23 protein-coding genes are annotated in these 23,673 nt (G+C 35.4%); 9 read left to right on the forward strand and 14 right to left on the reverse strand.

Going from position 1 to position 23,673, the window contains the following annotated elements:
• Positions 1–152: 152 nt before the first annotated feature.
• Both WC747_01110 and WC747_01115 read left to right on the forward strand, forming a co-directional pair.
• Positions 153–905 carry a class I SAM-dependent methyltransferase gene (locus WC747_01110; protein MFA5998601.1) on the forward strand — a complete coding sequence of 251 codons (753 nt, stop codon included), beginning with the start codon at positions 153–155 and terminating at the stop codon, positions 903–905.
• A gap of 141 nt (positions 906–1,046) precedes the next feature.
• The gene (locus WC747_01115; protein ID MFA5998602.1) at positions 1,047–1,523 is read left to right on the forward strand and encodes a thioredoxin family protein; all 477 of its coding nucleotides are present in this window, start codon (positions 1,047–1,049) and stop codon (positions 1,521–1,523) included.
• Between the two features lie 61 nt (positions 1,524–1,584).
• Here the strand turns inward: WC747_01115 and atpA are convergent, their stop codons facing one another.
• From atpA to WC747_01145, 6 genes are all read right to left on the reverse strand, one after another.
• A complete protein-coding gene (gene atpA / locus WC747_01120) occupies positions 1,585–3,093 on the reverse strand; it encodes a F0F1 ATP synthase subunit alpha (GenBank protein MFA5998603.1) in 1,509 nt (502 codons plus the stop codon).
• 34 nt (positions 3,094–3,127) lie between these two features.
• Positions 3,128–3,673, reverse strand: a complete 546-nt coding sequence (locus tag WC747_01125) for a F0F1 ATP synthase subunit delta (GenBank protein MFA5998604.1) — start codon at positions 3,671–3,673, stop codon at positions 3,128–3,130.
• 5 nt (positions 3,674–3,678) lie between these two features.
• Entirely contained in the window at positions 3,679–4,161 is a 483-nt protein-coding gene (locus WC747_01130; GenBank protein ID MFA5998605.1) for a hypothetical protein, read from the reverse strand.
• Positions 4,158–4,529: a hypothetical protein gene (locus WC747_01135; GenBank protein ID MFA5998606.1), complete on the reverse strand. Its 372-nt coding sequence runs from the start codon at positions 4,527–4,529 to the stop codon at positions 4,158–4,160. The genes WC747_01130 and WC747_01135 overlap by 4 nt, the downstream gene beginning before the upstream one ends.
• A gap of 33 nt (positions 4,530–4,562) precedes the next feature.
• Entirely contained in the window at positions 4,563–4,814 is a 252-nt protein-coding gene (locus WC747_01140) for an ATP synthase F0 subunit C (protein ID MFA5998607.1), read from the reverse strand.
• A 179-nt stretch (positions 4,815–4,993) separates the two neighbouring features.
• On the reverse strand, positions 4,994–5,728 hold the full coding sequence (locus WC747_01145; GenBank protein ID MFA5998608.1) for a deoxynucleoside kinase: 735 nt from the start codon (positions 5,726–5,728) through the stop codon (positions 4,994–4,996).
• Between the two features lie 169 nt (positions 5,729–5,897).
• Between WC747_01145 and WC747_01150 the strand changes: the two genes are divergently transcribed.
• The 6 genes from WC747_01150 to WC747_01175 all read left to right on the forward strand — a co-directional run bounded on the left by WC747_01150 (position 5,898) and on the right by WC747_01175 (position 12,535).
• On the forward strand, positions 5,898–7,559 hold the full coding sequence (locus WC747_01150) for a hypothetical protein (protein MFA5998609.1): 1,662 nt from the start codon (positions 5,898–5,900) through the stop codon (positions 7,557–7,559).
• 21 nt (positions 7,560–7,580) lie between these two features.
• Positions 7,581–8,807, forward strand: coding sequence for a hypothetical protein (locus WC747_01155; GenBank protein MFA5998610.1), 1,227 nt, complete (start codon positions 7,581–7,583; stop codon positions 8,805–8,807).
• A gap of 83 nt (positions 8,808–8,890) precedes the next feature.
• Entirely contained in the window at positions 8,891–11,065 is a 2,175-nt protein-coding gene (locus WC747_01160; GenBank protein ID MFA5998611.1) for an ATP-dependent RecD-like DNA helicase, read from the forward strand.
• The gene (locus WC747_01165; protein MFA5998612.1) at positions 11,056–11,706 is read left to right on the forward strand and encodes an N-acetylmuramoyl-L-alanine amidase; all 651 of its coding nucleotides are present in this window, start codon (positions 11,056–11,058) and stop codon (positions 11,704–11,706) included. The genes WC747_01160 and WC747_01165 overlap by 10 nt, the downstream gene beginning before the upstream one ends.
• Complete coding sequence (locus tag WC747_01170; GenBank protein MFA5998613.1) at positions 11,703–12,251, forward strand: hypothetical protein; 549 nt, start codon at positions 11,703–11,705, stop codon at positions 12,249–12,251. Before WC747_01165 ends, WC747_01170 begins: the two co-directional genes overlap by 4 nt.
• 71 nt (positions 12,252–12,322) lie before the next feature.
• Positions 12,323–12,535: a hypothetical protein gene (locus WC747_01175; GenBank protein MFA5998614.1), complete on the forward strand. Its 213-nt coding sequence runs from the start codon at positions 12,323–12,325 to the stop codon at positions 12,533–12,535.
• 46 nt (positions 12,536–12,581) lie between these two features.
• Here WC747_01175 and WC747_01180 read toward each other — a convergent pair whose 3' ends face one another.
• The 7 genes from WC747_01180 to WC747_01210 form a co-directional block, all read right to left on the reverse strand.
• Positions 12,582–14,660 (reverse strand): mechanosensitive ion channel domain-containing protein, encoded by a 2,079-nt coding sequence (locus WC747_01180; protein ID MFA5998615.1) that lies wholly within the window; start codon positions 14,658–14,660, stop codon positions 12,582–12,584.
• Positions 14,661–14,686: 26 nt separating this feature from the next.
• Entirely contained in the window at positions 14,687–16,150 is a 1,464-nt protein-coding gene (locus WC747_01185; protein ID MFA5998616.1) for a hypothetical protein, read from the reverse strand.
• A gap of 102 nt (positions 16,151–16,252) precedes the next feature.
• The gene (locus tag WC747_01190) at positions 16,253–16,804 is read right to left on the reverse strand and encodes a hypothetical protein (GenBank protein ID MFA5998617.1); all 552 of its coding nucleotides are present in this window, start codon (positions 16,802–16,804) and stop codon (positions 16,253–16,255) included.
• An 88-nt stretch (positions 16,805–16,892) separates the two neighbouring features.
• Positions 16,893–18,968: a M3 family metallopeptidase gene (locus WC747_01195; GenBank protein MFA5998618.1), complete on the reverse strand. Its 2,076-nt coding sequence runs from the start codon at positions 18,966–18,968 to the stop codon at positions 16,893–16,895.
• 96 nt (positions 18,969–19,064) lie between these two features.
• Positions 19,065–21,035: an excinuclease ABC subunit UvrB gene (gene uvrB / locus WC747_01200; protein ID MFA5998619.1), complete on the reverse strand. Its 1,971-nt coding sequence runs from the start codon at positions 21,033–21,035 to the stop codon at positions 19,065–19,067.
• A 34-nt stretch (positions 21,036–21,069) separates the two neighbouring features.
• Positions 21,070–21,402, reverse strand: a complete 333-nt coding sequence (locus WC747_01205; GenBank protein ID MFA5998620.1) for a hypothetical protein — start codon at positions 21,400–21,402, stop codon at positions 21,070–21,072.
• A 26-nt stretch (positions 21,403–21,428) separates the two neighbouring features.
• Complete coding sequence (locus tag WC747_01210) at positions 21,429–22,199, reverse strand: hypothetical protein (GenBank protein MFA5998621.1); 771 nt, start codon at positions 22,197–22,199, stop codon at positions 21,429–21,431.
• Between the two features lie 154 nt (positions 22,200–22,353).
• On the opposite strand from WC747_01210, the gene WC747_01215 reads away from it, so the two are divergent.
• The gene (locus WC747_01215; GenBank protein MFA5998622.1) at positions 22,354–23,262 is read left to right on the forward strand and encodes a prolyl oligopeptidase family serine peptidase; all 909 of its coding nucleotides are present in this window, start codon (positions 22,354–22,356) and stop codon (positions 23,260–23,262) included.
• Between the two features lie 147 nt (positions 23,263–23,409).
• Here the strand turns inward: WC747_01215 and WC747_01220 are convergent, their stop codons facing one another.
• The gene (locus WC747_01220; GenBank protein MFA5998623.1) at positions 23,410–23,670 is read right to left on the reverse strand and encodes a hypothetical protein; all 261 of its coding nucleotides are present in this window, start codon (positions 23,668–23,670) and stop codon (positions 23,410–23,412) included.
• Positions 23,671–23,673: the final 3 nt, after the last annotated feature.

Below are 23,673 nucleotides of genomic sequence, written 5' to 3' on the forward strand. Positions count from 1 at the left end.
AAACATAAAACCATATGTTCATTAATTAAAAGTTAATGCAACGGAATATATGTATTTCATTTTTTAATATAAGAAAACATAGTAATCTAAGAATAAAATTCATGGTACAATATTGATATATTTTAATTTTTTTCAAAATAGAAATTTTATACATGAGTAAAGATAATATACATGCTTATGGGCAGCTCTGTGGTCTGTTTTATGATGCAACTGAAAAGTATGCTTCTGAGCAGGAAGTAGATTTTTTTATTTCATTTATTCAGCAGTATCCTGGTAGAGTTTTGGAAGCAATGTCAGGGTCAGGACGATTACAAATTCCTTTGATCAAGTGCGGATATGTTGTTGATGGAGTTGATCATTCTTATGCAATGCTTGCACGTTGTCGTCAACGCTGTGCCAGCTTGGGACTCGAGCCAGAACTTTATGAGCAGTCGCTTGAAAATCTTGCATTACCACACACATATAACACTGTTATCATAGCATTCGGTTCGTTGCAGCTTATATCTGATCGCGATCTTGCTTTTAAAGCACTTAAAAACCTCAATGCCCATATGCTTCCTGGTGGTAATTTATTAATAGATATTTTTGTACCCGACATAACAATTGATGAATACAGCATATCAACAGTTCGCCTCGACGAGCACAAAATGATACGTTTAAAAAGACGACATATATTTGATGAGCATAAAAAAATAGTGACTACTTTTTCTTTGTTTGAGTTGATAATTGATGGGACTACTGAAAAACAGGAAAACGAACTTATAGAATTAGTTTGGCGCTCAGATAAGCAGTGGCAAGAATTGTTGCTCGAAGCTGGTTTTGAAATAGTTCAAATTTATGATGAAAGATTTAAGGAATCGGAACCATCACGTGTTATTCATGCCAGGTCTGTTACGAAAAATTGAAAATTATCGCTCATAAGTTACGATACAAAAAGTTACGGTACAAAACCCAAGAAACATCCAAATATTATTATTTTTGACAAATAAGTTCGTTGCAATAGTGTGATTGAATAAAGTTACAATTGTAAAAAAACGAATTATTATATGGTTTCAGGTAAAAAATCAATCATTTTTGGCTTAGTATGTTTGATTTTTATAACATCAAATATTTACTCGTATCAAAACAATAATCCTAAATCGCTTGTTGAAATTGTTCAGGCTACGTTTAAAAAAGAGATTTTAGATAGCCCTATTCCTGTTATTTTGATGATAACTTCTAAAGGAAATGATACTTCTCGGTTGTTAGAAACTTTGTTTTTAGACGTTCACAAAGAGCTTCAGGGACGAGCAAAAGTGGTTGCTTTAAATATAGATAAAAGTTTAAGTTTTGCACAAGAGCTTGGAGTAGTGACTGCACCCGTTCTTATGATCTACAACAAAGGTAAAAAAGTTGGCTCTCTTGAACTTAGTATGTCGCCAGCAGAAATAAAACATATTGTGAAATATGTTCGAAATTTAAACATTTTCACTTCTTTAGGTTACTACCGCTTGTTAATGAAATTGCTTGGTAAAATAACATAAAGGCCTCTGATTTTTACAGAGGCCTTTTATAGTGTCTACATTAATCAACTATTAAATCTATTTACTCTGATTGCTCATTTCTAAACAATTGAGCAAACTCTGCCATGATAACTTTTAGTTTTTCCAAATTGCCTTCAGATACATCCTGAGACATTTTAATTTCTTGGTACAAGTCTGGATACACCGATGCAACGTAACTTATGCTTTTTTGGATAAACGAAGAAATTTCTTTTAAAGAAATGCTGTCTAAAATGCTTTGTCGGAGCATGAATAAAATAATTGCCTCATCGACGAATGAATAATGTAAAAACTGCTCTTGTTTTAAAATTTCAACAGCTACAGCTCCACGATTCAATTGTCGTTGTGAAATTTCATCAAGTTCTGTTCCAAACTGAGCAAAGCTCAAAAGTTCATTATATTGTGCAAGTTCTAAACGAAGTGCTTTCGACATTTTTTTAACAGCTAACGTCTGAGCTGCGCCACCCACACGTGACACTGAAAGCTCAACGCTGATAGCTGGTCGTATACCCTGTTTAAACAACTGAGCATCTAAAAACAACTGTCCATCAGTGATGGAAATTAAGTTTGTCGGAATGTATGCCGTGATATCATCTTCTTGAATTTGAATAATTGGTAGCGATGTGATTGATCCACCAGCTTTTAGACAAGCTGAACGTTCAAGTAGCCGAGAGTGTAAATAAAATACGTCACCAGGATACGCTTCACGTCCAGGAGCTCGACGCATCAAAAGAGACATTTCTCGATATGCCACAGCATGATTTGTTAAATCATCATACACAATTAAAACATCTTTACCCTTGTGCATAAAATATTCACCAAGAGCAGTACCAGAATATGGTGCAAGATATTGATTTAACGAAGCTTCACTTGAGTCAGCGCTCATAACAACGGTGTACTCAAGAGCGCCACGCTCTTCTAATTTTTTTACTAAGCGCGCTAGATTACCTTGTCTTTGGCCAATTGAAACATAAATGCAAATAACATCTTTGCCTTTTTGATTCAAAATAACGTCGATAGCAAGCGCTGTTTTACCGGTATTTCGGTTTCCTACGATTAATTCACGTTGCCCTTTTCCAATTGGTACCAAGGCATCAATTGCTAAAACACCTGTTTGCAGCGACTGTGAAATCGGTGTTCGTTCAATAATTGTTGCACAATCTTGCTCAACAAATCGATATGACGATGTAGCAATCTTGCCAAGACCATCAATTGGTTCGCCCAGTGCGTTGATTACGCGACCAAGCATGCCGTCTCCAACTGGAATTTTTAAAGCTTCACCGGTGCGCTTTACTACTTCACCTTCAGTAACTGAAATAGTTTGAGATAAAACAAAAATAGAAACAAAATCATCACTCATGTTTAAAATGATACCTTTGTTACCACCCTCAAAAGCTACAAGCTCGCCGTAAATAGCATCCATAAGTCCGTAAACTTTACAAATACCATCACCAACTTGGACAACAACCCCAACTTCATCTAGTTCTTTATGTGGTTTATCTTGCAACTCTTGTTGCAGTAAGGAAATTAATTCTAAATCTTTTGTGTTCATATCACCCTTCAGTAGCCATGTATGGTATAACCATTTATGGTGTAATCATTTTATGACGTAATTTTCGCAATCGTGCTGCAATAGAATATTCCCATAAGAAAATCTCCGATTGCATTCTAATTCCAGCAATTAAAGATGGATCAATTTCTACATGACTTATAATCCGTTTGCCAGAAAGTTTTGCGAAAAATGTTTCAAATTTTGTTATCTCAGACTCTGTCAATGGAGTTGCTGTTTGTATAGAGACTTCTAAGCTTCCACTACGAATTTCAAACAAACAACAAATATCTTGTAAAACTTGGGCAAAATACAAAAGGCGTTTATGCCTGAGTAAAATCTTTACTAATTTTTTCAAGGTATCATGGAGCGAAAAATGAGAAAATATTTCATCAATCATAACATGTTTTTTTTCATGTAATTTCGTCATCAAACTTACCAAGGACATAAAATTATGATGCCGACGAAAAAAACGAATTGCCAGTTTCATGTTATCAATATCGGTTGATGTCAAAATGTCGCCATACTCAATCAAATAAGCTTTAGCGTATTGTTTTGCGACTAGTGATTGTGAATATATCATTTCAATTACTCGCCAAGTGCATCAAGCACTTTAGTTATATATTTTTGTCCTCGTGCTTTATCTTCTTGAAACGCTTGCTGTAAGTCTTTGGTTGCTTGCTCAATAAGTGCGGGAATCTCTTCTTGCATCAAGTGACGTCGCTTTATGCTCTCAAGCTTGCGATTTGCCAATAGATTCATTTTTTTTTGACGCTCTTTACACATAGCTTGTTCTTGAAAGGCTGCTGCGTTAACACTCTTATCCCATGCAGCAAATTTTTCCTGCATAGCCTGAAAAATCTTCTCTTCATCCTTCATTGTTTGCTCAACCTGCTCGCACTCTTGACGCAACTGTATGCGTTGCTGCTGCAACAAGTCTATCGCAGTTTTCTCTTGTCCAATGTACTTCATAATGCTGCCGACAGCGTAGCGCTTGACTAAATAAATAACCAATCCAATTCGCAGCAGTAAGTTTAAAAATTTAAAAATTTCATCAACAGAAAAAATCATAGTTTAACATTCGACAGTTCGTCCTGTAACATGTTTTGAACTGCTGTTTTTTGTTGATCTGATAATTTTATATCTTGTGTTTTTAATGGTTCTGGCAATGTTTGATCGATAGAGCAAGATGGTAAAGAAAAGCTCGGAATCTTTTTGTACAAAGACTCTTTCATCAAATTCCATCGAGTCTTTTGCTGCGTTAAAAGCTGTTGCTGCTGCGCGACGGTATCGTCAATTTTTTTATTGAGTCCATCAGTTCGAGACTTTTCAGCAGCTAAAATTTTAAGCGCTGGAGCAAATACACATTTTCGTAAAACAAAATAGGCAATGCAAAAATTACCTATTTGAAAAAAAAGAGTTACGTTTGGAAGATCCATGCGACTTTATAACCTTACAAGCTATATCTCAAATTAGCTTACTTTAATAACAACTATAACAGCTATAATCATAACGTATATGGCACATGTTTCAACAAGCGCCATTGAAATAATCATAGCCATGCGAATTTTAGAATTTGACTCAGGATATTTTCCAATGTTTTCACAAGCTGCTCGCCCAATCATCCCTTGCGCTAGTGATGGACCGACTGTCCCTATTGCCATAGCTATTGCAGCTGCAACAAAAACTGCCGCTTTAGTATAGTCAACTATATTTGCATCCATGTTTTGTCCCTTATCTTTATTACATGTTATAAAGTTTTAAAAGCTATCTTACATCTTTTCACTTTGTAAGATCAATATTCTCATGAATCTTTAAAAAATCAAGAATTTATCGCAGAAAACTTTGCTCCATAGCGTTATCATCAAGAAAACTCAACTACGGCTTCTCAGCAAGAGAGGAGTTAACCTTGATTGGAGGCTTGCACTTTTTCAATAAATTCCTGCACCAACTTCAAATAATGTTCTTGCATATCTTTATCAGTTAATAAATCTAGGGAGTTATCCAAAATCAATTGAGGCAGGCTTAAAACGTGCTCATCAACACCCTTTTTATGGATAAACCAATCATCATATTTTTCTTCTAGAGCTTTTAGATAATCTAAAGAAATAGGCTTTTCTTCAAATCTACCTCGACTCATTATTCTTTTGTAACAAACTTCTGCTGGAGTTCGCAAATAAATAAAACCTTGCGGTTGTGAACCTTGCGGTTGTAAACCCGATGATTGCTGTTGTATTCTTGCAGATTCACGATCCCATGATTTTTTATACAAGCACCACTCAAGACCGTTCATGGTGCCAATTTCTTTTGCCACTTGAGCAAAACAATAACGCCCAGAATAAATCGACCTTTCAACAAAGCGTATCGCTCGTCCGCTATCTTGTTCATCAGCATGAAGTAGCTGATCGACGCGCGTGAGTAAAATATAACTTTGAAGCGTATAGGCCCAACGCGAACCGTCTAAGAAAAACTGCTCTAGTAAATTATGTCCTTCAACGTCTTGCCATAAGTTATTTGGCTCATAGATGACATGTACATTGATATGCTGCTTTATAAAATTTAAAAACGTCGATTTTCCAACTCCTACGTTTCCTTCAACAAAAATAGTTGGAAATGCGTGTGCTTTTGTGTGCTTCATAAAACCCTTCAGTTTAATATGTGACCTTATTTAAGGGAGCCTAACATACTATAATAAACAAGCCATCGGGATAAATAGGCCATGAGCAGCCATTTTTGCCTTAATGAAAAAAATATAGTAAGGTTATCAAGGAAAAAGAATGTACAAATTGAATTAAAAAACGGTGAACATGATTTTTTTAAACTATAAAAATAAATTTGCAACTTTCACTTTATTCATGTTACTTGGCACAGCTTTATTTCAAACAACACGAGCAGAAGATGATATGCTCGATGACGATCTCGACGCACTTTTATACTCAATTACTCCTGAAGATTTAGAAACACTACGATCATGCGAGCCAGGAGAAGCTACACAATGGATCGCGCTACTAACAATAACAGAAGCCGCAAAGCTTTTTGATCAAGATTTTTACAAAAAAACATCAATACCGGTCGCCAGAAATCTTATTAATTATCCAGATTTTCTTTTGTGTACCTACCAAACGCCAGAGTGCTCGTACCAAGTTCTAGCTGAAAAACAATTAACCACTCATGTATTTTATAACATCTCGAGTAAAAAAGCTTTTACCCAGGATCTTGAAACCGACGTACAAAGAGTAGTCGGTAATCGCATTGGATCGTATTTAAATATTGAAAACCAAGCCCTTAGAGATCTTATTAAAAAAATATTGAATCTTGTGCCAGTCGGTCTTGATCCTTTAAGGAATATAAATTTCCCTAATCTTTTACAAGTTATTGGAGATGCCAGACTTGAAGAACGACGAATGGGCTTTATGTGGCACTACTGTCAACAAATAAACCCAAACACATACTTTGAATGCAGATTACCTTTTTTCTGGATGATTCGAAATTTAAACTTTACTCCAGAAGAAAAACGAAGAATCTCAGACCAGTTATCATTGTTTACCGGCACATGCGTCAATGAGCAAGAATTTGCAGAAAAACATCTTATTTTTGATGCTTTAGGAACAGGGACTCTTGAATTAAGTCTTTGCACAAAAATATTTGAACGGCCAACTTGGGGTATTGATGGTGGCGGCTGTTTATACCTACCAACTGATTATCATTTTGCCACAGGTTTATATGGCACCTATTTTCAACCGAAAGATCAGCAACCACTATTAGATTTATGTGATTTGGTTAATGTTTCTGCATTTGAACTAAATCCTGACTACAAAAAAATTCTTTCTGATTATGGTCTGGCAGCAATTGATCATTTATCTTCAGCACTTTTACAATGTCCACTCGGATACAATAAACATCTTGGCGCAGGACTAAAATTAAATCCTTATTGGCAGATACGAGACGATTTACAGTACAAAGGCCAATACATACTTGAATTCTTTTTAGCTCAAGATGAAAAAAGATTTTTTGTTGAAAAACAACCAAAAATACCTTTTTCAACAAGATTTACAGCTCTTACCGTTCCCGATGAAGAAAAATTATTAATTTTCGAGCAAGAGTTAACCAAATGGTTATTTCCTCGTGTCTTTACTACAAAAGTTTTGCCTGGAATTATTTTTAACTCGACAACAGCTTTACAAAAAACATATCGTCGCTGGGATTTTACCGCTGGATATAACGCTTGGTACAGAGGCAATGAAAGTTACCTTGAAATCAATGCTCCAGCAGAAATTGTTAAAAATTTAGACATATGCAAATCTTTAACCCCAAGCGCTTGGGCCGTAAAACTATTTGGAAAATTACATCGAGACTTTAATGGTTCTCGGCACGACGTCTCTTTCTCTTTATATGGTGATGCAACATTGTTTAACCAAGGTATTGGCAATGATTTCATCCTTGGTGTCAGCTTTGATACAAAGTTTTAAAATACGAAATGGATATAAAACATGAAAAATAAAATAATTTGTTCAGTTCTTTTATGCTCGTCTTTTTCTATGCAAGCCCCTTTGCTTACAAACCATCTTTTAAAAACTCTTGATGGCGCAGGAGTGTTCAATGAATCAATTTACGACATCATACTCGTACGAGAAAAAATAAAAAAACTAGTAATGGGAAAATTTGCCTGGAAAGGTGCTCAGTGCGATCTTTCTATTGTAGACAGTCAAGATACAATGCTACCAAATAAACTTCATGTTATTGTAAAACGACCTGAAATACTTTTTGGCGCAACGTTTGTCATCATTTCTCCAGAACATCCACATGCACTTGATTTTGTAACTCAGTCAGAAAAATCAAAAGTTGTATCGTTCATTGCAAATGTTAAAAAAAATTCTCTTCTGCATCGCTATGAAAATACAAACTACGATGCTGCGGCTACTGGTTCATATGCGTTGCACCCTATCACTGGGAAAAAACTTCCTGTTTTTATAGCTGATTATACACTTGAAGGTTTTGACACGCGAACAACAAAAGCACATTTTTCAGTTCCTGCTCATGATGAAAAAGATTTTGTTTTTGCGCACAAACATAAGCTTGAAATTAAACAAGTAGTAACATCTGCCAAAGAAGGAAAATCTTCTAGCCCACAATATCATAAAAATAGTAAAGACTTAGTTGAGGCATATACCGGCGATTATTATGATTGCTTAATCATAAACAGCGATTTTGCAAATGGCCCAACTAAACCTGCTATAGAAAAAATAACAACTTACTTGCAAGATCATCGCTGCGGCTCTGAGTATCAAGAAAATCTGCTCTACTCTCTGCATGGAAAATCTTACAGCATTAAAGACTTAGAAGAGATCGAAGCAACGCTGAACAAAGAAAATAAAGAGCTATCCCATGGGCAAAAAGAAGCTTTTGCTGTCATCATGATACAAGCTCAATCAGACTTTTTAGGTCTCGTTGAGCATTTCTTAATAAACACAAGAGATTATAAAGAACTCATGATTGAACTTATCGAAGAATCATGTCAACTCAGAAAAAATAATGATTGCTACATATTGCGCTGGACTCATTTAGACAGCTCACAGCCAGAGCGTGTTGTCTTCAAAAGAGACATCATAACGTTTCAAGCTCTTAAAAAATTCTGCACTGATCTTCATGATTTCTTAGGTGACTTTGCTTCAAGTTGTCCACATGCTTTAGAAAATTTAAAAAACATAAAAAAATAACTGCCAGTTTAATGCTGGATACCTGGGTTCCGACTTCGCCCTGGCTTCGACGGACACGGCAAGCCCTAACATGATGAGTGAGAATGAATAACGATCAACTATCTGGAATCATTGACAGATTCCTGTTTCAAAATTCTGAAACAGGATTTGCTATTTTTATTCTACAATCCAAAAAACAAGAGAATGCTACCGTCACTGGCACTTTTGCTAGTGTCCAAGTTGGACAAGAAATTCATCTTGAAGGTGCTTGGAATTTTCATGCAAAATTTGGTAAACAATTTCAAGCGACTACCTACACAACAGCTTTGCCTACGTCAATTGTAGGTATTAAAAAATATCTTGGCTCAGGCTTTATCAAAGGCATCGGAAAAGTGTACGCAGAAAAAATCGTTGAGCATTTTGGAGCCGATACTCTTACCATCATCGATGTCACACCTGATCGACTATTTGAAATAAGTGGCGTAGGAAAAAAACGAGTTGAACAAATCAAACAATCATGGGTTGATCAAAAATACGTTGCAAAAATCATGGTTTTCCTGCAAGAAAAAGGTGTCACATCCACTTATGCAGCAAAAATTTATAAAAAATATGGCCATGATGCTATCGCAAAATTAACACAAGATCCTTACCGGCTTACTGATGACATTTGGGGAATCGGTTTTAAAATCGCTGATAAAATTGCTCAAAACATGGGGTTTGCTCTAGGATCTGTCCAACGTATTCAAGCAGGAGTTTCTTTCTGCCTCAAGCAAGAATCAAGCAACGGACACGTTTATCAAGAAATTGAAACACTTAAAGAAAAAACTTTTGAACTTTTAGAAATTGATTCAGAAGAGCATAAAGATCAAATGAAAAAAGCTCTGAGAAGTTTACATGATCAAGATAAAATAAAACTAATAACCTACCTCGAAAAACATTTTGTAGGACTCAGCGCTCTGTACGGCTCTGAAAAAGGTATTGCTCAAAAAATATCACAACTTCTGGCAACGCCCGTTACCCACGCAGTCAAGCCTAAAGAGATTTATGATTCTTTACAAAAAGCAATGGATATTGAGCTTAATGAGCAGCAACAAAACGGAATTATTTCTTGTTTTGACCATAAAGTTTCTATCATCACTGGAGGCCCTGGAACAGGAAAAACAACTTTGGTTAAAGCTTTAATAAAAGTTTTAGAAGAGCATAATTTCACCTATAAACTTGCTGCACCAACTGGTCGAGCTGCAAAGCGTTTAATGGAAGGAACCAAACGCCCTGCAACCACACTGCATCGATTGCTTGAGTTTGATCCGTCAACCATGCGTTTTCAACAAAATGATAGCAATGCCCTTAAAGCTGACTTTTTAATTGTTGATGAAACATCTATGCTTGATGTTTTTCTTGCACATGCAATGGTTAAAGCGCTTTCTTTAAACGCACATCTCGTACTTATCGGTGACGTAGATCAACTTCCATCGGTAGGTCCTGGTAGTATTTTAAAAGATTTAATCAAGAGTGGTAAAACTTCATGTACCAGACTTGCTCATATTTTCCGACAAGCGCAAAACAGCATGATCATTCAAAATGCACACAAGATCAATCAAGGCGAATTTCCGAGCAGCTCAATTCCAGACTGTAAAAAAGATTTTTATTTCATCAAAGAAGAAAATGCTGAAAATTGCTTTCCTGTAATTGCAAAAATTCTACAAACAATCATTAAACAGCACCATATCGCTCCAGGTAACGTCACGATACTAACACCCATGAATCGCGGAGCAACAGGGACTCAAAAGTTAAACCATGACCTTCAGCAATTTTTAAACCCTGCCGTAACAGAAAATCAAGTTACCTACATTGGCACGACGTATAAACAGCATGATCGAGTCATGCAGATTAAAAACAATTACGACAAAAAAGTTTTTAACGGAGATATCGGTACGGTTCACGATGTTGACGTAGATGAAAAATTAGTAGTTGTCGATTTCGATGGACAGCTGATTTCATACGCATTTGATGAACTCAATGAACTCGTTCTTTCGTATGCAATCACGATTCATAAAAGTCAGGGTTCTGAATATGACGCTGTCATTATTCCTATTTTTATGCAACATTTTATGTTACTACAACGTAATTTACTTTATACTGCTGTTACACGGGCAAAAAAATTATGCATTTTTGTTGGTCAACCAAAAGCAATTGCCATGGGTATAAAAAATGCAAAACAAGAAGATCGAATTACTTTTTTAAGCGAATTTTTAACAGAAAATCTCTCATGTCGATAAAAAAATTATTTATTATTTTTCTTCTACTTTCACAAAAGCTCACGCCAGAAAATCAACCATTCACCATCATCATTGATCCTTTGGGTGATCCAAAAAATACTGGGCGAGAAATCGATGATACATTCGAACGTGGTATCACGCTGCAATGCGCAGAAGAACTAAAAAAACAACTAAACAATACGCTTCCTGATGTTCGAGTAGTTTTAACTCGAGTACCAGGTGAAACTATTGCGCCGCTTCAAAACGCTTCGTTTTCTAACAGACTTCAAGCAGATTTTTATCTGAGCATCAGTTTTTATCAAGAACCGGAGATGCCTTCTCATATTTCGTTGTTTTATTATCTCGATAGTCCAACTGACCTTTGGCATCACTATAATCCACTTTATTTTTACCACGTGTCGCAAGCTCATTTAATACACTTAAAAGATTCTGAAACTATGGGTAAATCTTTTTTAAAACATCTACAAAATTCATCAATTAATTCGGTCTTTATAGCTCAAGGACTCTTTGGCATTCCTTACAAACCGCTTATCGGAATTAAAGCTCCAAGCCTGGCAATTGAAGCTGGTCTTTGCAAAAAAGATGACTGGAAATATCTTATTTCTCCTTTAATTTCATGCATTAAAGCGATTATCTCATGAAAAAATATACCTATTTTTTAGCAAGCTTATCCTTTTTAGCTGTCGGCTCTTTATTCTTTTTGTATCAAGAATCTTGGATTGTTTTTTCTATCCCTAAAAGGCAAACGTCTCCTACAGTCTCTTCAAAACAGCAAAAAATAAATTCTAAAGAAGTAAGTCTCTGGGTTTGGAGTAAGAGAAAGGCTTTTAAAAAAGAAACCGCAGAAATCATTTATGGCCAAGATACTGCGCAAAATATCAAGCTGCTTTTAAATAGTTGGTTTTTATTTTTGGAAGAAGAAGGATTGACCGATAAACAAATATTTGTTCAATCTGTTGCTCTGTCCCCTTCTGGCTCAGAAGCATTTATTTCGCTCAATCAATATCCCTTTGATAAATCATGTAGCACCTATCAAAAGCTTATGCTGGTAGAAAGCTTGCTTAAAACATTGCAAGAAAATAAAATACCTATCGCTTTTATTCGCCTACTTGTTCATCATCAGCCACTACAAGATGACCATCTCAGTTTTGATGCTGCTTGGCCAATTGCCGGCTATATTCAATAACTTCTTGAGTATTTATAATTTTTTTTGGTATGTTCTGACTTATAAAGTTCTATAAAAAAAAGGAGACTTTCATGTTTCAAAAACAGTTCAATTCTATCCCAGAAAAACGCCAAGGTTTTATTGCCTTAGCTCTTGGCGTAGTTTTATTTTTTGGTGCTCTAGGAAAATTAGGTTTTCTACAAAACTTCTTAAACATCATCATGGTTGTTGTTGGCCTTTATCTTTTATTTTGGGGTGTTGATAAAAGCCACATTTTGAAATCAATCAAAGGTCTAAAAAAATAACATACAATAATTCTTTATGGCTGGCTCTTTCTTGGGCCAGCCTTTTTTATTGTCGATCGAAGTTCGAGTCTATTAATTCTTTTGTGACCAAAACTTTCATGCTTGGACCAGCAATAGAAATTCCTTCTTTGGCCAATTTTTCTACCAACGCAAAACGAATATTACTTGCTATGTCCCATTGGCGCAAAGTATTTCCTGAGCTAACAAAGCCACGAATCATGAAAATATAACCCTTGTCACCAAAATCATTTAAACGAACAAAGGGTTGCGGAACTTTTAAAACATCAGCATCTTCGTCAAATACCTTAAAACAAATATCTCGTACGACGTTAATATTTGTTCCAAACGGTACAGAAAAAACAATGTCATCTATGCCAATGTATCCACGGGTATAATTCCAATTGCAAATCGAAGCTTTAAGCACGGTTGAGTTAGGAACCACAATGTTTACCGAATTTTTATGACGCAAAATAACGGCACGAGGACTAATTTTTCTTACAACACCCATCGTTTCACTATCAACTTTTACATAATCTCCAAGCTTTACCGGGCGCTGCACAAGAATGAAAAAATATGCTACAAAATCAGTAAACAGATCTTTAAATGACCAACCAAAAACAACCAACGCAACATAAAACACCCCTGTAACAAGTGATCCTAGCTTTGATTGGATACATGCAATCACAACAACGGTTATGATGATGACATAGCGAGAAATAATAATGACCGTGTTTTGTATTCCAGGATCTACATATTGAATATCAAACACACGTTTTAAAACAAATTTCTTAAAAAGATATGCTAAAACAACACCACAAAATGAAATGAATAATATGTATAAAAGATTAAAAAATTTAAATGATTCTGTTTTTCCAGCACCACCCACTGATTCAATTTTAAATAATTCATACATGACTATTTTACGCAGTGTCCCATACGTAAAACCATAGCCCCATATCTCTGCGCACAAAACAATAGCTATAACTGCAAACGCAAACATTAAACAAAGAATATAAATGGCATACCATGTTTTTGCATAATCAAAACGCTCTGAAGAACCACTGAGACTGTCATCTTCTTTAAAAAAGAAAAACGATGAATACTGTCGAATAATCATATACCCGATAAAAAGAAGTCCCAGTACACATATTGAGACAAAAATATTCCATGATAAAAGCCACATGAGCGAGCCATAACCACCAAGATACGGGTCACTGATAATGAGTAAGCTAAAAATAGTACATAAAACCAGGTAATAATAATGCTCAAGCATAAGCGCTAATTTTTCACCAAAATTCGATTTTTTTGGCAATAGCTGTAAAAATTCTTCTTTGTCTAAAGAAAAAACAATCGAAATAAAAATGACGATATGATAAATGCGAAGCAAAATATTAGGAAATTCTGACTGCTGATGCAGCATGACCAGCATAAACATTTTGCGAAACACTAATATGACAATGGTAGAAATAGAGAAAAATAAAAAGACCCAAGAAAAGCGATCAATCAATCGTTTGCTAAGTAAAAAATAATCAAATTTTCGATTCACACAAATAAATTGGGCCAGAAATTTGCGCGATGCATAAATTCCAAAAAATATTGTATACCCATAAAACAATACTAAAAACGCTATCGATGCATCACACCAAAACACATAAAATACAAACAACGTCCAAAGATAAAATGGCTTAAACACATCGATTAAAAAACCTATAAAAATGATGCCAATCTGACGCAGTCCGTATAAGCTGTCAGCCGTGTTGTGCTGAAAATTTACTAAAAATTTGTATATGGTTGGTAGCAATGTCTGTAAAAATAAAAATAGGAAAAATGACATACATAGTAGTGCAAAAATACCGAGCATTCTACCAATACTCAGTACCGATAAACCATAAGCAAAATTTTGGAGCGTAAGCTTGGATATGTACGACACAACAATGTTTTTTACATCTTTCAAAAACACAAATAAGTTAGGAATAATATTTTTTATTCCTTCCCAGGTGACAGCGCTAATCGACCGATGCCAAACACCAATCATGTCAAACTCATGTAGAATGCAATCTATCGACTCTAAAGTTTCTTCCTGTGCTACCACTATGTGCTGGTAAAGCTCATTTTTCTGAAGCATTACTTCCTGCTGCTCTTCAATATTTTTTACCATCTCAGAAAGAAGAATGATGCTATCAGACCATTTTTATGTAAAAAGTTTGAAACATCACCAGAGATATTATTCATTCTTTCTTGCTGTTTTTTTAAATGGGCAATAATCCGCTGAATGTCTTTCATTAAAACATGATCACAAAGCGTTTGTTCTTTGTTTATTTTTATACCAGCTTGCAATGACAGCTTTGTTTCTTTATATCTAATTCTCTCTTTTTCAAATGTTTCAGTATCTTTTATATGTCCTTGAGAAATTTCATACAGTAATTTGACTGTGTCGAAAATTATTTGTGCTTGTTGCATTTTTGCATCTTGCAGCATCATATCTATTTTAATTTTGTGCATTAACCGCTCACATGTTGCCACAGCGACATAGGCATGAGCTACGCTATAAAGCGCAAAGCTATCTGAAAGACCATGAGTGCTCACCTCAATATCTTCAAGCTGTGCCATTTTAGTAAATGAAACTTTATGCCGCTTTCGTAAGCGGTCTAATTCTTCTTGAGCATTTATTTTTTGTGAAGCAACTTCATTGCGTAATTTGACCAGTTCAGATTTTTTAAAAGAAGATGATTTTTTTTGTTCATTATATTTTTGTTCATAGTTTTGTACGTCCGATATGTCGATGTACAGCCGGCTACGAATAATGTCTGAATGCTCTTTAAGCTGTTGCAACCGATCCTGTAAAATCGATTCTTTTGAATTAAAAAATTCCTGTTTTTTTTGAAATAATCTTAATTTCAAAGATGCCAATTCTCGCTCTTTGGTCACAACTTCTTTTTCAAGATCTAAAAGAGCTATATCATCTTTATTTTTTTCCGTTTGTTTTTTCTTATCCTCAAGCAACTGTTCTACCTGTTCAAATTCTTTTTCTTTAGTAGCCAGAACGTATTCTTCTCGAGAAATGTCAGCAGCTGTTTCTTCTTTTCTTAAAAACAATCCATCCAAAAGCTCTTCTTGAAAAAAGATTTTTTTCATTATGTTTTGTACATCAAGAAAAGCGTACAACGACTTTTCTTCCATAAGATTTGATTGATGCATAGAGTCGACAAAGTATTTTTCCCAGAATTCAATATGCTGCTTTAAAAACTCCAAAGTTTGACTTTTGGTTTCGCAAATATCACTTATTGTTTGGTCTAACTTAGCAAGACAATTAACTTTTTTAAGAAGAATTCCTGTTTGCCTTTTCTGAGGAGAATCTTTAAGTTCTTCAATCTGTGCTTGTATTTCTAGACTTTTTTGTTCAGAATTTTCAAAGTCTTCTCTCCAGCGGTGCTCGAGTGATTGTAGTTCTGTTTTTAAATTTTCTACGTATTTATAACGATCCGACAAATCATTGCGCAATAAAATTCGCACCTTTGGAGTCGTAAGCTCTTTGGTTAAATTTTTACCCAACTCAAGAGCTTGTATCGAAAAAGAAGAAAGAAAAAAAGAAAGGAAAAAAAAGAAATTTTTCATAATGCGCTATTCCTTGGAACCATAGACAATTGCAACATCTGCAATCTGTATTCAGGCTAACGAATAAATAGAATTGCTTCAATAATTTTTTTTATATTATATTTACAACGTATCGTGTTGATAAAAATTATCCCAAGACTTACGCACATATTCATGCAATATTTTTGATTCTTGTTTAATAGTTCCATATGGATCTTGAGCTGCTACAAAATACACTTCTGGCTGCTCTGGCAACAAATCCAGCATTAAAAAACAACGCAACAACACAATCAACTTTCCATCGTCAGATAAATTCGAAAGATCACTGTAAACATACAATAAATAATCGAACAATTCTGGCACCATAATTTCGCGAGGAATTTTTTTAATGCATAACCGTATGATATCGTGAATAAATTGTAGCTGCACAACAGAAAAACCATGGAGTGCTGATTCTATTTCAAGATTTAAAAATCTATAAAAATTTTGATTTTTTTCTACCATGCAAAATATGAGTGACCCCGCGCTTAAAAGAGCAGCATGATGATTCTTAGGGTAGATACACATAATCTTACCATGCTGACGATGCAAGATTTCTACCTTGTGACTCATCGGAGCATAATTTTTCAAAACAAATGCTGGCGCGCTTGTTGCATTGCTTGATACATAATTCATAGGGTGCTGCTTAATTTAATAATGTTTTTTAAGTGTTCTTACTCTACTTACCATGATACTCGTGATACCAAAATCTTTACAGAAATTGTCACAAACTTTCAAAAAATGCATGGTTATTCCAGCTGCGGCCTAAAAATCGTTTCACCATATCGTGTGGATTTTTTGAACCGCCAGGACTCAATATTTCAGAAACATAGCGAACTCCCATCTCATGGTTAGCTACTTCCTGCGCTTTGACATGAGCAAACAGATCAGCCGCTAGTACCTGAGACCATGGGTACATAAAGTAAGCTGCACCGCAATCATAAGCTACTGGTATAAAACTTGTTTCAAAATAACATCCCTGTTCATATGCAACATGTTTAAATACTTTTTTATGCATTTTTTCAATCATGCCATGAATACTTTTTTCATAATTTTGTTTAAACAGATGCAGTGATACTAATCCTAAAAATGATTGTCTTAACATCTGATCAGCTCGATCAAATTTTGCAGCTGCAATAATTTTTTCAATCATACCTTTAGAAAGTGGCGCTCCTGTTTGATAGTGACGGGAAGTAGCATGAAGCACTTCAGGCTCATCAAACCAATACCCAAGCATCTGCGATGGGGCCTCTACAAAATCTTTTGCAACTTGGGTTCCTGAAAACTGTGTGAATCGAGTTGCTCCAAAAAGTGCGTGGACGGCGTGACCCATTTCATGGAACAATGAGACCACCTCATGTAGCTTAAGAAGCGTTGGTTTACCTTCTGTTGGCTTTTCAAATTGTGCCATAACAGCTGAAGATCCCACACATGAAATACTACAATCATCCCTGATAGCAGGAATAATCATCATATAACATTGACCAGTTATTTTTTTTAAAGGTCGCTTATACAAATCTAAAAATATATACCCAATTATAGATTGGTTTTTTAGTGATCGCACGCGATAACAAAGTAAGTCCTGAGCCCACACATTCTCAACTTTTTGATGTTCAAATTCTAGATGAAAAAACTGACCAAATTGCTGTAAAAGTGCTGGTATAATAGTGTCCAAAGAAAAATACTCTGAAATTTCATCGTCATTTAAATCAAAATGTTTTTTTCTATACCATGATTTTACAAGGGCCACGTCCCAAGGCTTCAATTGATTTTTACCCACAAAATTAACTGATGGTGGTAGATGCTGCGTAAGCTGCTTAAAATTCTTGTCTTCATATGGTTGCAATGCTTTTACCATTTTCCATAAAAAATCTTCTGCTTTTTTCGGAGTTTTTACCATGAGTCCGTCTAGTTGATAACTAGCAAAATCTTTATAGCCAAGCATCTGCCCGTACTCATTTCGTTTGTTTATTAAATCTTCTAAAATAGTTTGATTCTGAGGATATGCTTGTTGTCCAAATAATATAAAGTAAGATTTTCTTGTTGACTCAACCAAACAATTTTCCATAATCATACAAAAAGTTGCATAGTTAATCGGCAAAATGCAATCCCCATTACTGTCTTTATTAAGGCTGCTCAAAAACTGCTCAGACATTCCATAAAGCTCTTTTAGTGGCACCACCATGCTAGACGAACTATGCATCACATTACTTTCAAATCGACTCGCTAAAGTTTGAATCTCTTTTTCTAAAAGAACTAGATCAGTCCGCTTTTCAACAGGTAGCTGCATACCTTCTCTTTCAAATTGTTGCACAACATCGTGTAAAAAATAATTAACAGATTGAGTTTTTCTGTAAGTATCAGTTCCCAATTTTTGATACTCTTCAAAAGCCTGATACAACGTTACATTTCTTGATAAGACATTATTTTTATATTGCTCTAAATCAATAATTGCACGAAACGCTTCTGATTGCAGGTCGGCGTCACACGATGCTGAGGCTAAAACATGTAACACTTGTGCGTTAAGAAAGAATTGAAAGTAAGCCTGCTCGTATGCAAGAGCCGTATTTTGATAAGTTCTATCTGAGGCTGATATATCACCAATAAGTTCAATTGCCCTGTCCATATCATTTTTAGATTTTTGCGTAAGAGTTTGCACTTGCGCTATGGTCTTAGGAAACAAAGCAACGATTCTCTCAAAATCAATTCGAGCACAAATTCTTTCTTGCGCAACTTTCTTTTTTCCACAGCCAGCGCTTATGGCTACAAGAACAACTAAAAACAAATATGATTTTCTCACCAGCAAACTCCTCAACTTTAAAAGAACGGATTCGATCTTGTATGTTTAATACTGTAAATCATTAAACACAACATGCAAATGTCTGGTATGAAATTCTTACAAATCTGCTTTAAATTTAAGCAGCTGCTCACGCAATTGAATCGCTTTTTCAAAATCAAGATTTTCAGCAGCTTTATGCATAGCTGTTTCAAGTTGTAAGATCAATTCTTGAATTTCTTGAGTCGATAATTTTTGTGAATTTGGTCCTTTTTTGCCAGACTTCTTTTCAGGTCTGGTTAAATCAAGAGCAGCTTTTGAAATAGATGTGACCACTTCTCGAACTACTGTTTTTGGAGTAATGCCCCATTGTTTGTTGTAAGCTTCCTGCAAACCTCTACGCCGCGCAGTTTCGTCAAGAGCATACTGCATTGAATTAGTTATTTTGTCAGCGTACAACCGAACCACACTTTCAGTGTTTCGGGCAGCGCGACCAATGATTTGAACGAGGGATCTTTTATCGCGCAAGAACCCTTCAATATCTGCATCCATGATTGCCACAAAAGCAACTTCAGGCAAATCAATTCCTTCGCGGAGTAGATTTACACCAACCACACAATCAAACACACCTACGCGTAATTTTTGCAGAATTTCAGTACGTTGTGGAGTTTTTAAATCACTATGCAAATAACAAACCTTGATACCTTTTTCTTCTAAGAAACTGGCCAGCTCTTCTGCCATCTTTTTTGTTAGCACAGTGACAAGAGTGCGAAAGCCTTTTTTGGTTGTAGCTTTAATCTGAAGAACTAAATCGTTAATCTGATCTTTGCGAGGATGAATTTCTAAGTTAGGATCAAGAAGTCCCGTTGGACGAATCACTTGCTCAACAATTTGATCGCTGTGTTCAAGTTCATACGAACCTGGAGTTGCTGAAACAAAAATAGTGTTGGTAAAAAACTTTTCAACTTCTTCAAATTTTAATGGTCGATTGTCTGCCGCTGATGGTAGCCTAAATCCAAAATCGATCAAAGATTTTTTTCTCACTCGATCGCCGTGATACATTCCTGAAATTTGAGGAACAGCTATGTGTGATTCATCAATAACGAGCAAAAAATCATCTTTTTTGAAAAAATCAAAAAGACAAAATGGTGGCTGACCTGGTGATCTTCCATCAAAATAAGAAGAATAATTTTCAATGCCAGTGCAAAAACCAGTCTGTTCTATCATCTCAAGATCATGCATAACTCGACGACGTAAACGCTCTGCGTAAATAGGATTTTGTAAATGCGGCAAATAATCGTTTAATTCTTGTTCAATTGCTATCAAGGCCTTATCTTTTAATTCCTGAGAAGTCACAAAGTTTTTTGCGGGGAAAATAACCGTATCGGTAAATGTTTCTACTACATGATTATTTTGTTTGTCGACCCATGAAAGTCCCTCTATTTCATCACCAAAAAGCTCAATGCGTAATTTTCGATGTTTTTCATAGGGAACACATACTTCAATCACGTTACCCTGTACTGCGAATGTTCCACTTTTTCTATCCACGTCGTTACGGCTATATTGCATAAATACTAATTTTGAGAGTATCTCACGACGATTCACTGTTTGCCCAACTTTTAAAGCAAGCGCTTGCTGCGCGTACTCGCGTGGATTTCCTAAGGAATAAATGCAAGAAACCGATGCTATGATAATAACGTCTCGGCGTTGCATAAGGCTTGCAACTGCTTCAATGCGCAAGCGTTCAATTTCTGGATTAATCTTCGTTTCTTTAGGAATGTACATATCCTTAGCTGGCAAATATGACTCTGGTTGATAGTAATCATAATAACTTACAAAGTAGCACACTTTATTTTCAGGAAAAAAAAGACTGAACTCTTCGTACAGCTGAGCTGCCAATGTTTTATTAGGAGAAAGTACGATGACCGGTTTGTCTTGTTTTGCAATAACGTTTGCAATCGTAAATGTTTTTCCAGAACCAGTCACGCCAAGAAGTGTAGATTTTTTACCTTCATGGTTTTCCAGCTTTTTAATTGCAGCCTCTTGGTCGCCTGCTGGCTTGAACGGTAAATGTAATTTAAATAAACTCATGAAGCATCCTTTAAAAACCTACACCTTTAATTTTTTAATATTGTAATTTATTGCGACCAGATATCATATCATTTACTATTTTTTCTCGGGCTTTTCGCTCTTGCTGCTTTGATTCGTGCTCTTGTCGTTGCTGCAGGCAAAATTCTCTCCAGCTTTCTATATCAGCATCTTTGCGCTTACACGCATCACTTTTTAAATGTGGTAAATAAGATAACAAGCTTTCATTTTCTATGCCCTGCTGATCTTTGAGCTCAAGTTGTAATTCAGACATAGAGCAATCAGATAAATTTTCCAAATTATTATCATGACTACACATCGTAGCAAGATTACAACACAGTAGGACTATAAAAAAATATATGCTATTCATATCGCCCTATCCCGTGCAGCGTTTTACTATAAAAAATCCTGTAAGTCATCACTTCCGTCACAAGATTCAAGATCACTATCACATTTACCAACAATTGTAGCCATAGGAATATCTGGAAATTTATTTGATTTAGGCTCCAAAGATATTAAATCTATAGGTGGCACGAAAGCTTTTATTCCAGAACCTACAGAAATTAAACCTTTAACAAAAGAATCACTATGATGCATCTGATTTGATTGCGCACTCGCGGCAGCAGCAACAGTTGCTTTATTTACAGAAGCATTGCAACGAGATAAAGAACTTATCGGTGTTGGAATAATATCAAGAGACAATCCTTGCTGACAAGCTACTACAAAAAGCGCTCCAACTAACGTACTTTCAAGCGGTTCTAACAATACAGAATCTATTTCATCATTTGCTTGCTCCAATTGAAATGAGCGCACCTTTTCACAAAGTATCTGAAACTCTGATGAAAGCCCTTGCTCATTTGTATCCGGTAAACATTTATTAAGTGACATTTTACGACTTAAGTCAGAAATTTCTCTGTCCAATAAATAAAAAGTACTATGACGCTTCAAAGCTGCTGTATCATGAGGTTGGTGATTTAAAACTGCTGAATTACGCCTCAATGCACCACCAGGAGACATCTTGTCAGACAGATCTAACACCGATACGCTATTTTCACGAGTTTGTGCATCGTCATTAGAATTTTGCGCAACGCTTTGTGCATTGTGTTGCGATGGATACGTAACTTGAAAAATAACCATGCACAGCATGCCATAAGAAATATATTTCATACCTCACCTCTTTTTTTTAAATTTCATATTTTTCTCACACTTCACTTTTTCATAAAAAATCATTCATTAAATTAGTATCTACCCTTTTGCTGACCACCTTTCCTTTTGATACCCTATAAACAGGGAAATATTCTTATTTTAACTATGAAATATTATGAATAAATTATTTTTTACTCTCTCTTTTTTTACAAGTCTTTCAGCCTATAGCGCTGATTATACGGTTTTTGCGCACGGAATTGTTGATGGACCTGGTCAAATGCTACGATTTCAGAAAGCAATTACCACTCCTAAAGCCACTGCTGTTCAATTTGCCGACTCGAAGTCAGCAACAGACTGGTCTCTTAATGGAATTATAGGTCATTGTACTAAACTCTTTGGCAAGACGGTCAATAGAAGTGCAATGTTCATGGGTCAAACCGCTGATATTACAGCAATTTCTAAAACAATAACTAAAATACCGGCAAACAAATCGGTCATTTTATACGGATGCTCTCGAGGTTCTGCCACGATCATAAATTATCTAGCAAAATTTAATCCAAAAAACGTAAAAGCGTTAGTTCTTGATTCTTGTCCTGCAAGTCTTCCAGAAACTATTGCTCCAAAGCTGGTAAAACTAGGAATCCATCCTTCTTATAGCCTTTCCATTTTTACAACACTTTTTCCTGCATACCCGGCAAACAGCATTCCGCCACTTCATGCAATCAAAAATATTACCAATAAAAATCTTCCGATTTTATTAATTCATAGCAAAGACGATAGCTCTGTTCCCTTTGAACACTCATTAATGCTTTACCTTGAATTTAAAAAACAAGGTTTCACCAACGTTCACTTGGCAGCTATTTCAAAAGGAAAACACAGTTTTTTACTGCAAAATAAAACTGCTCAACCAGTTTATTTAAAAGCAGTTCATACTTTTTATAAAAAATATGATTTGCCTTACGATAAAGCATGGGCAACTGGTACTTGTGACAGCTACAATCCAAACATTGTACTCGTCAAAAAAGTCATCTCTGCTTATGAAGCAAAAATTCAAAAAATTTATATGGTTCAAAAAAAAAGATAACTTTGCTAGCTATTGCTAGCGCTATCGCCATCATCAGCTTGCTTTATATAAAAAATTACACAGATTAAAAAATTATGGGGCCGCCTGGAATTCAGGCAAGCCCCATTTATTGTATGTCATAAAAGACACACGAATTTGGCAAGAATTTTATTCCATTTTTTTAGGTGATACTATTTTGAAGTTATCAAAATCATCTGTGCCATAAATATAAGCGTGATTAGTCAAAATTATCAAACAACAGCAACCACACAGCGCCTTGCTACAAGTACAACAAACTTCTCCGCAACACTCACAACAGGCATCCTTGAATGCAACACCAGGTCTTTGAAGTTGAACTATCGCTCCTTGCTGGCCACAAAAGGACATTTGTCCAAACATTAACATCAAAACTATAATAGCTTTTTTCATGGT

This window comes from Candidatus Babeliales bacterium (genome assembly GCA_041660205.1).
Taxonomy (GTDB): Bacteria; Babelota; Babeliae; order Babelales; family Chromulinivoraceae; genus JACPFN01.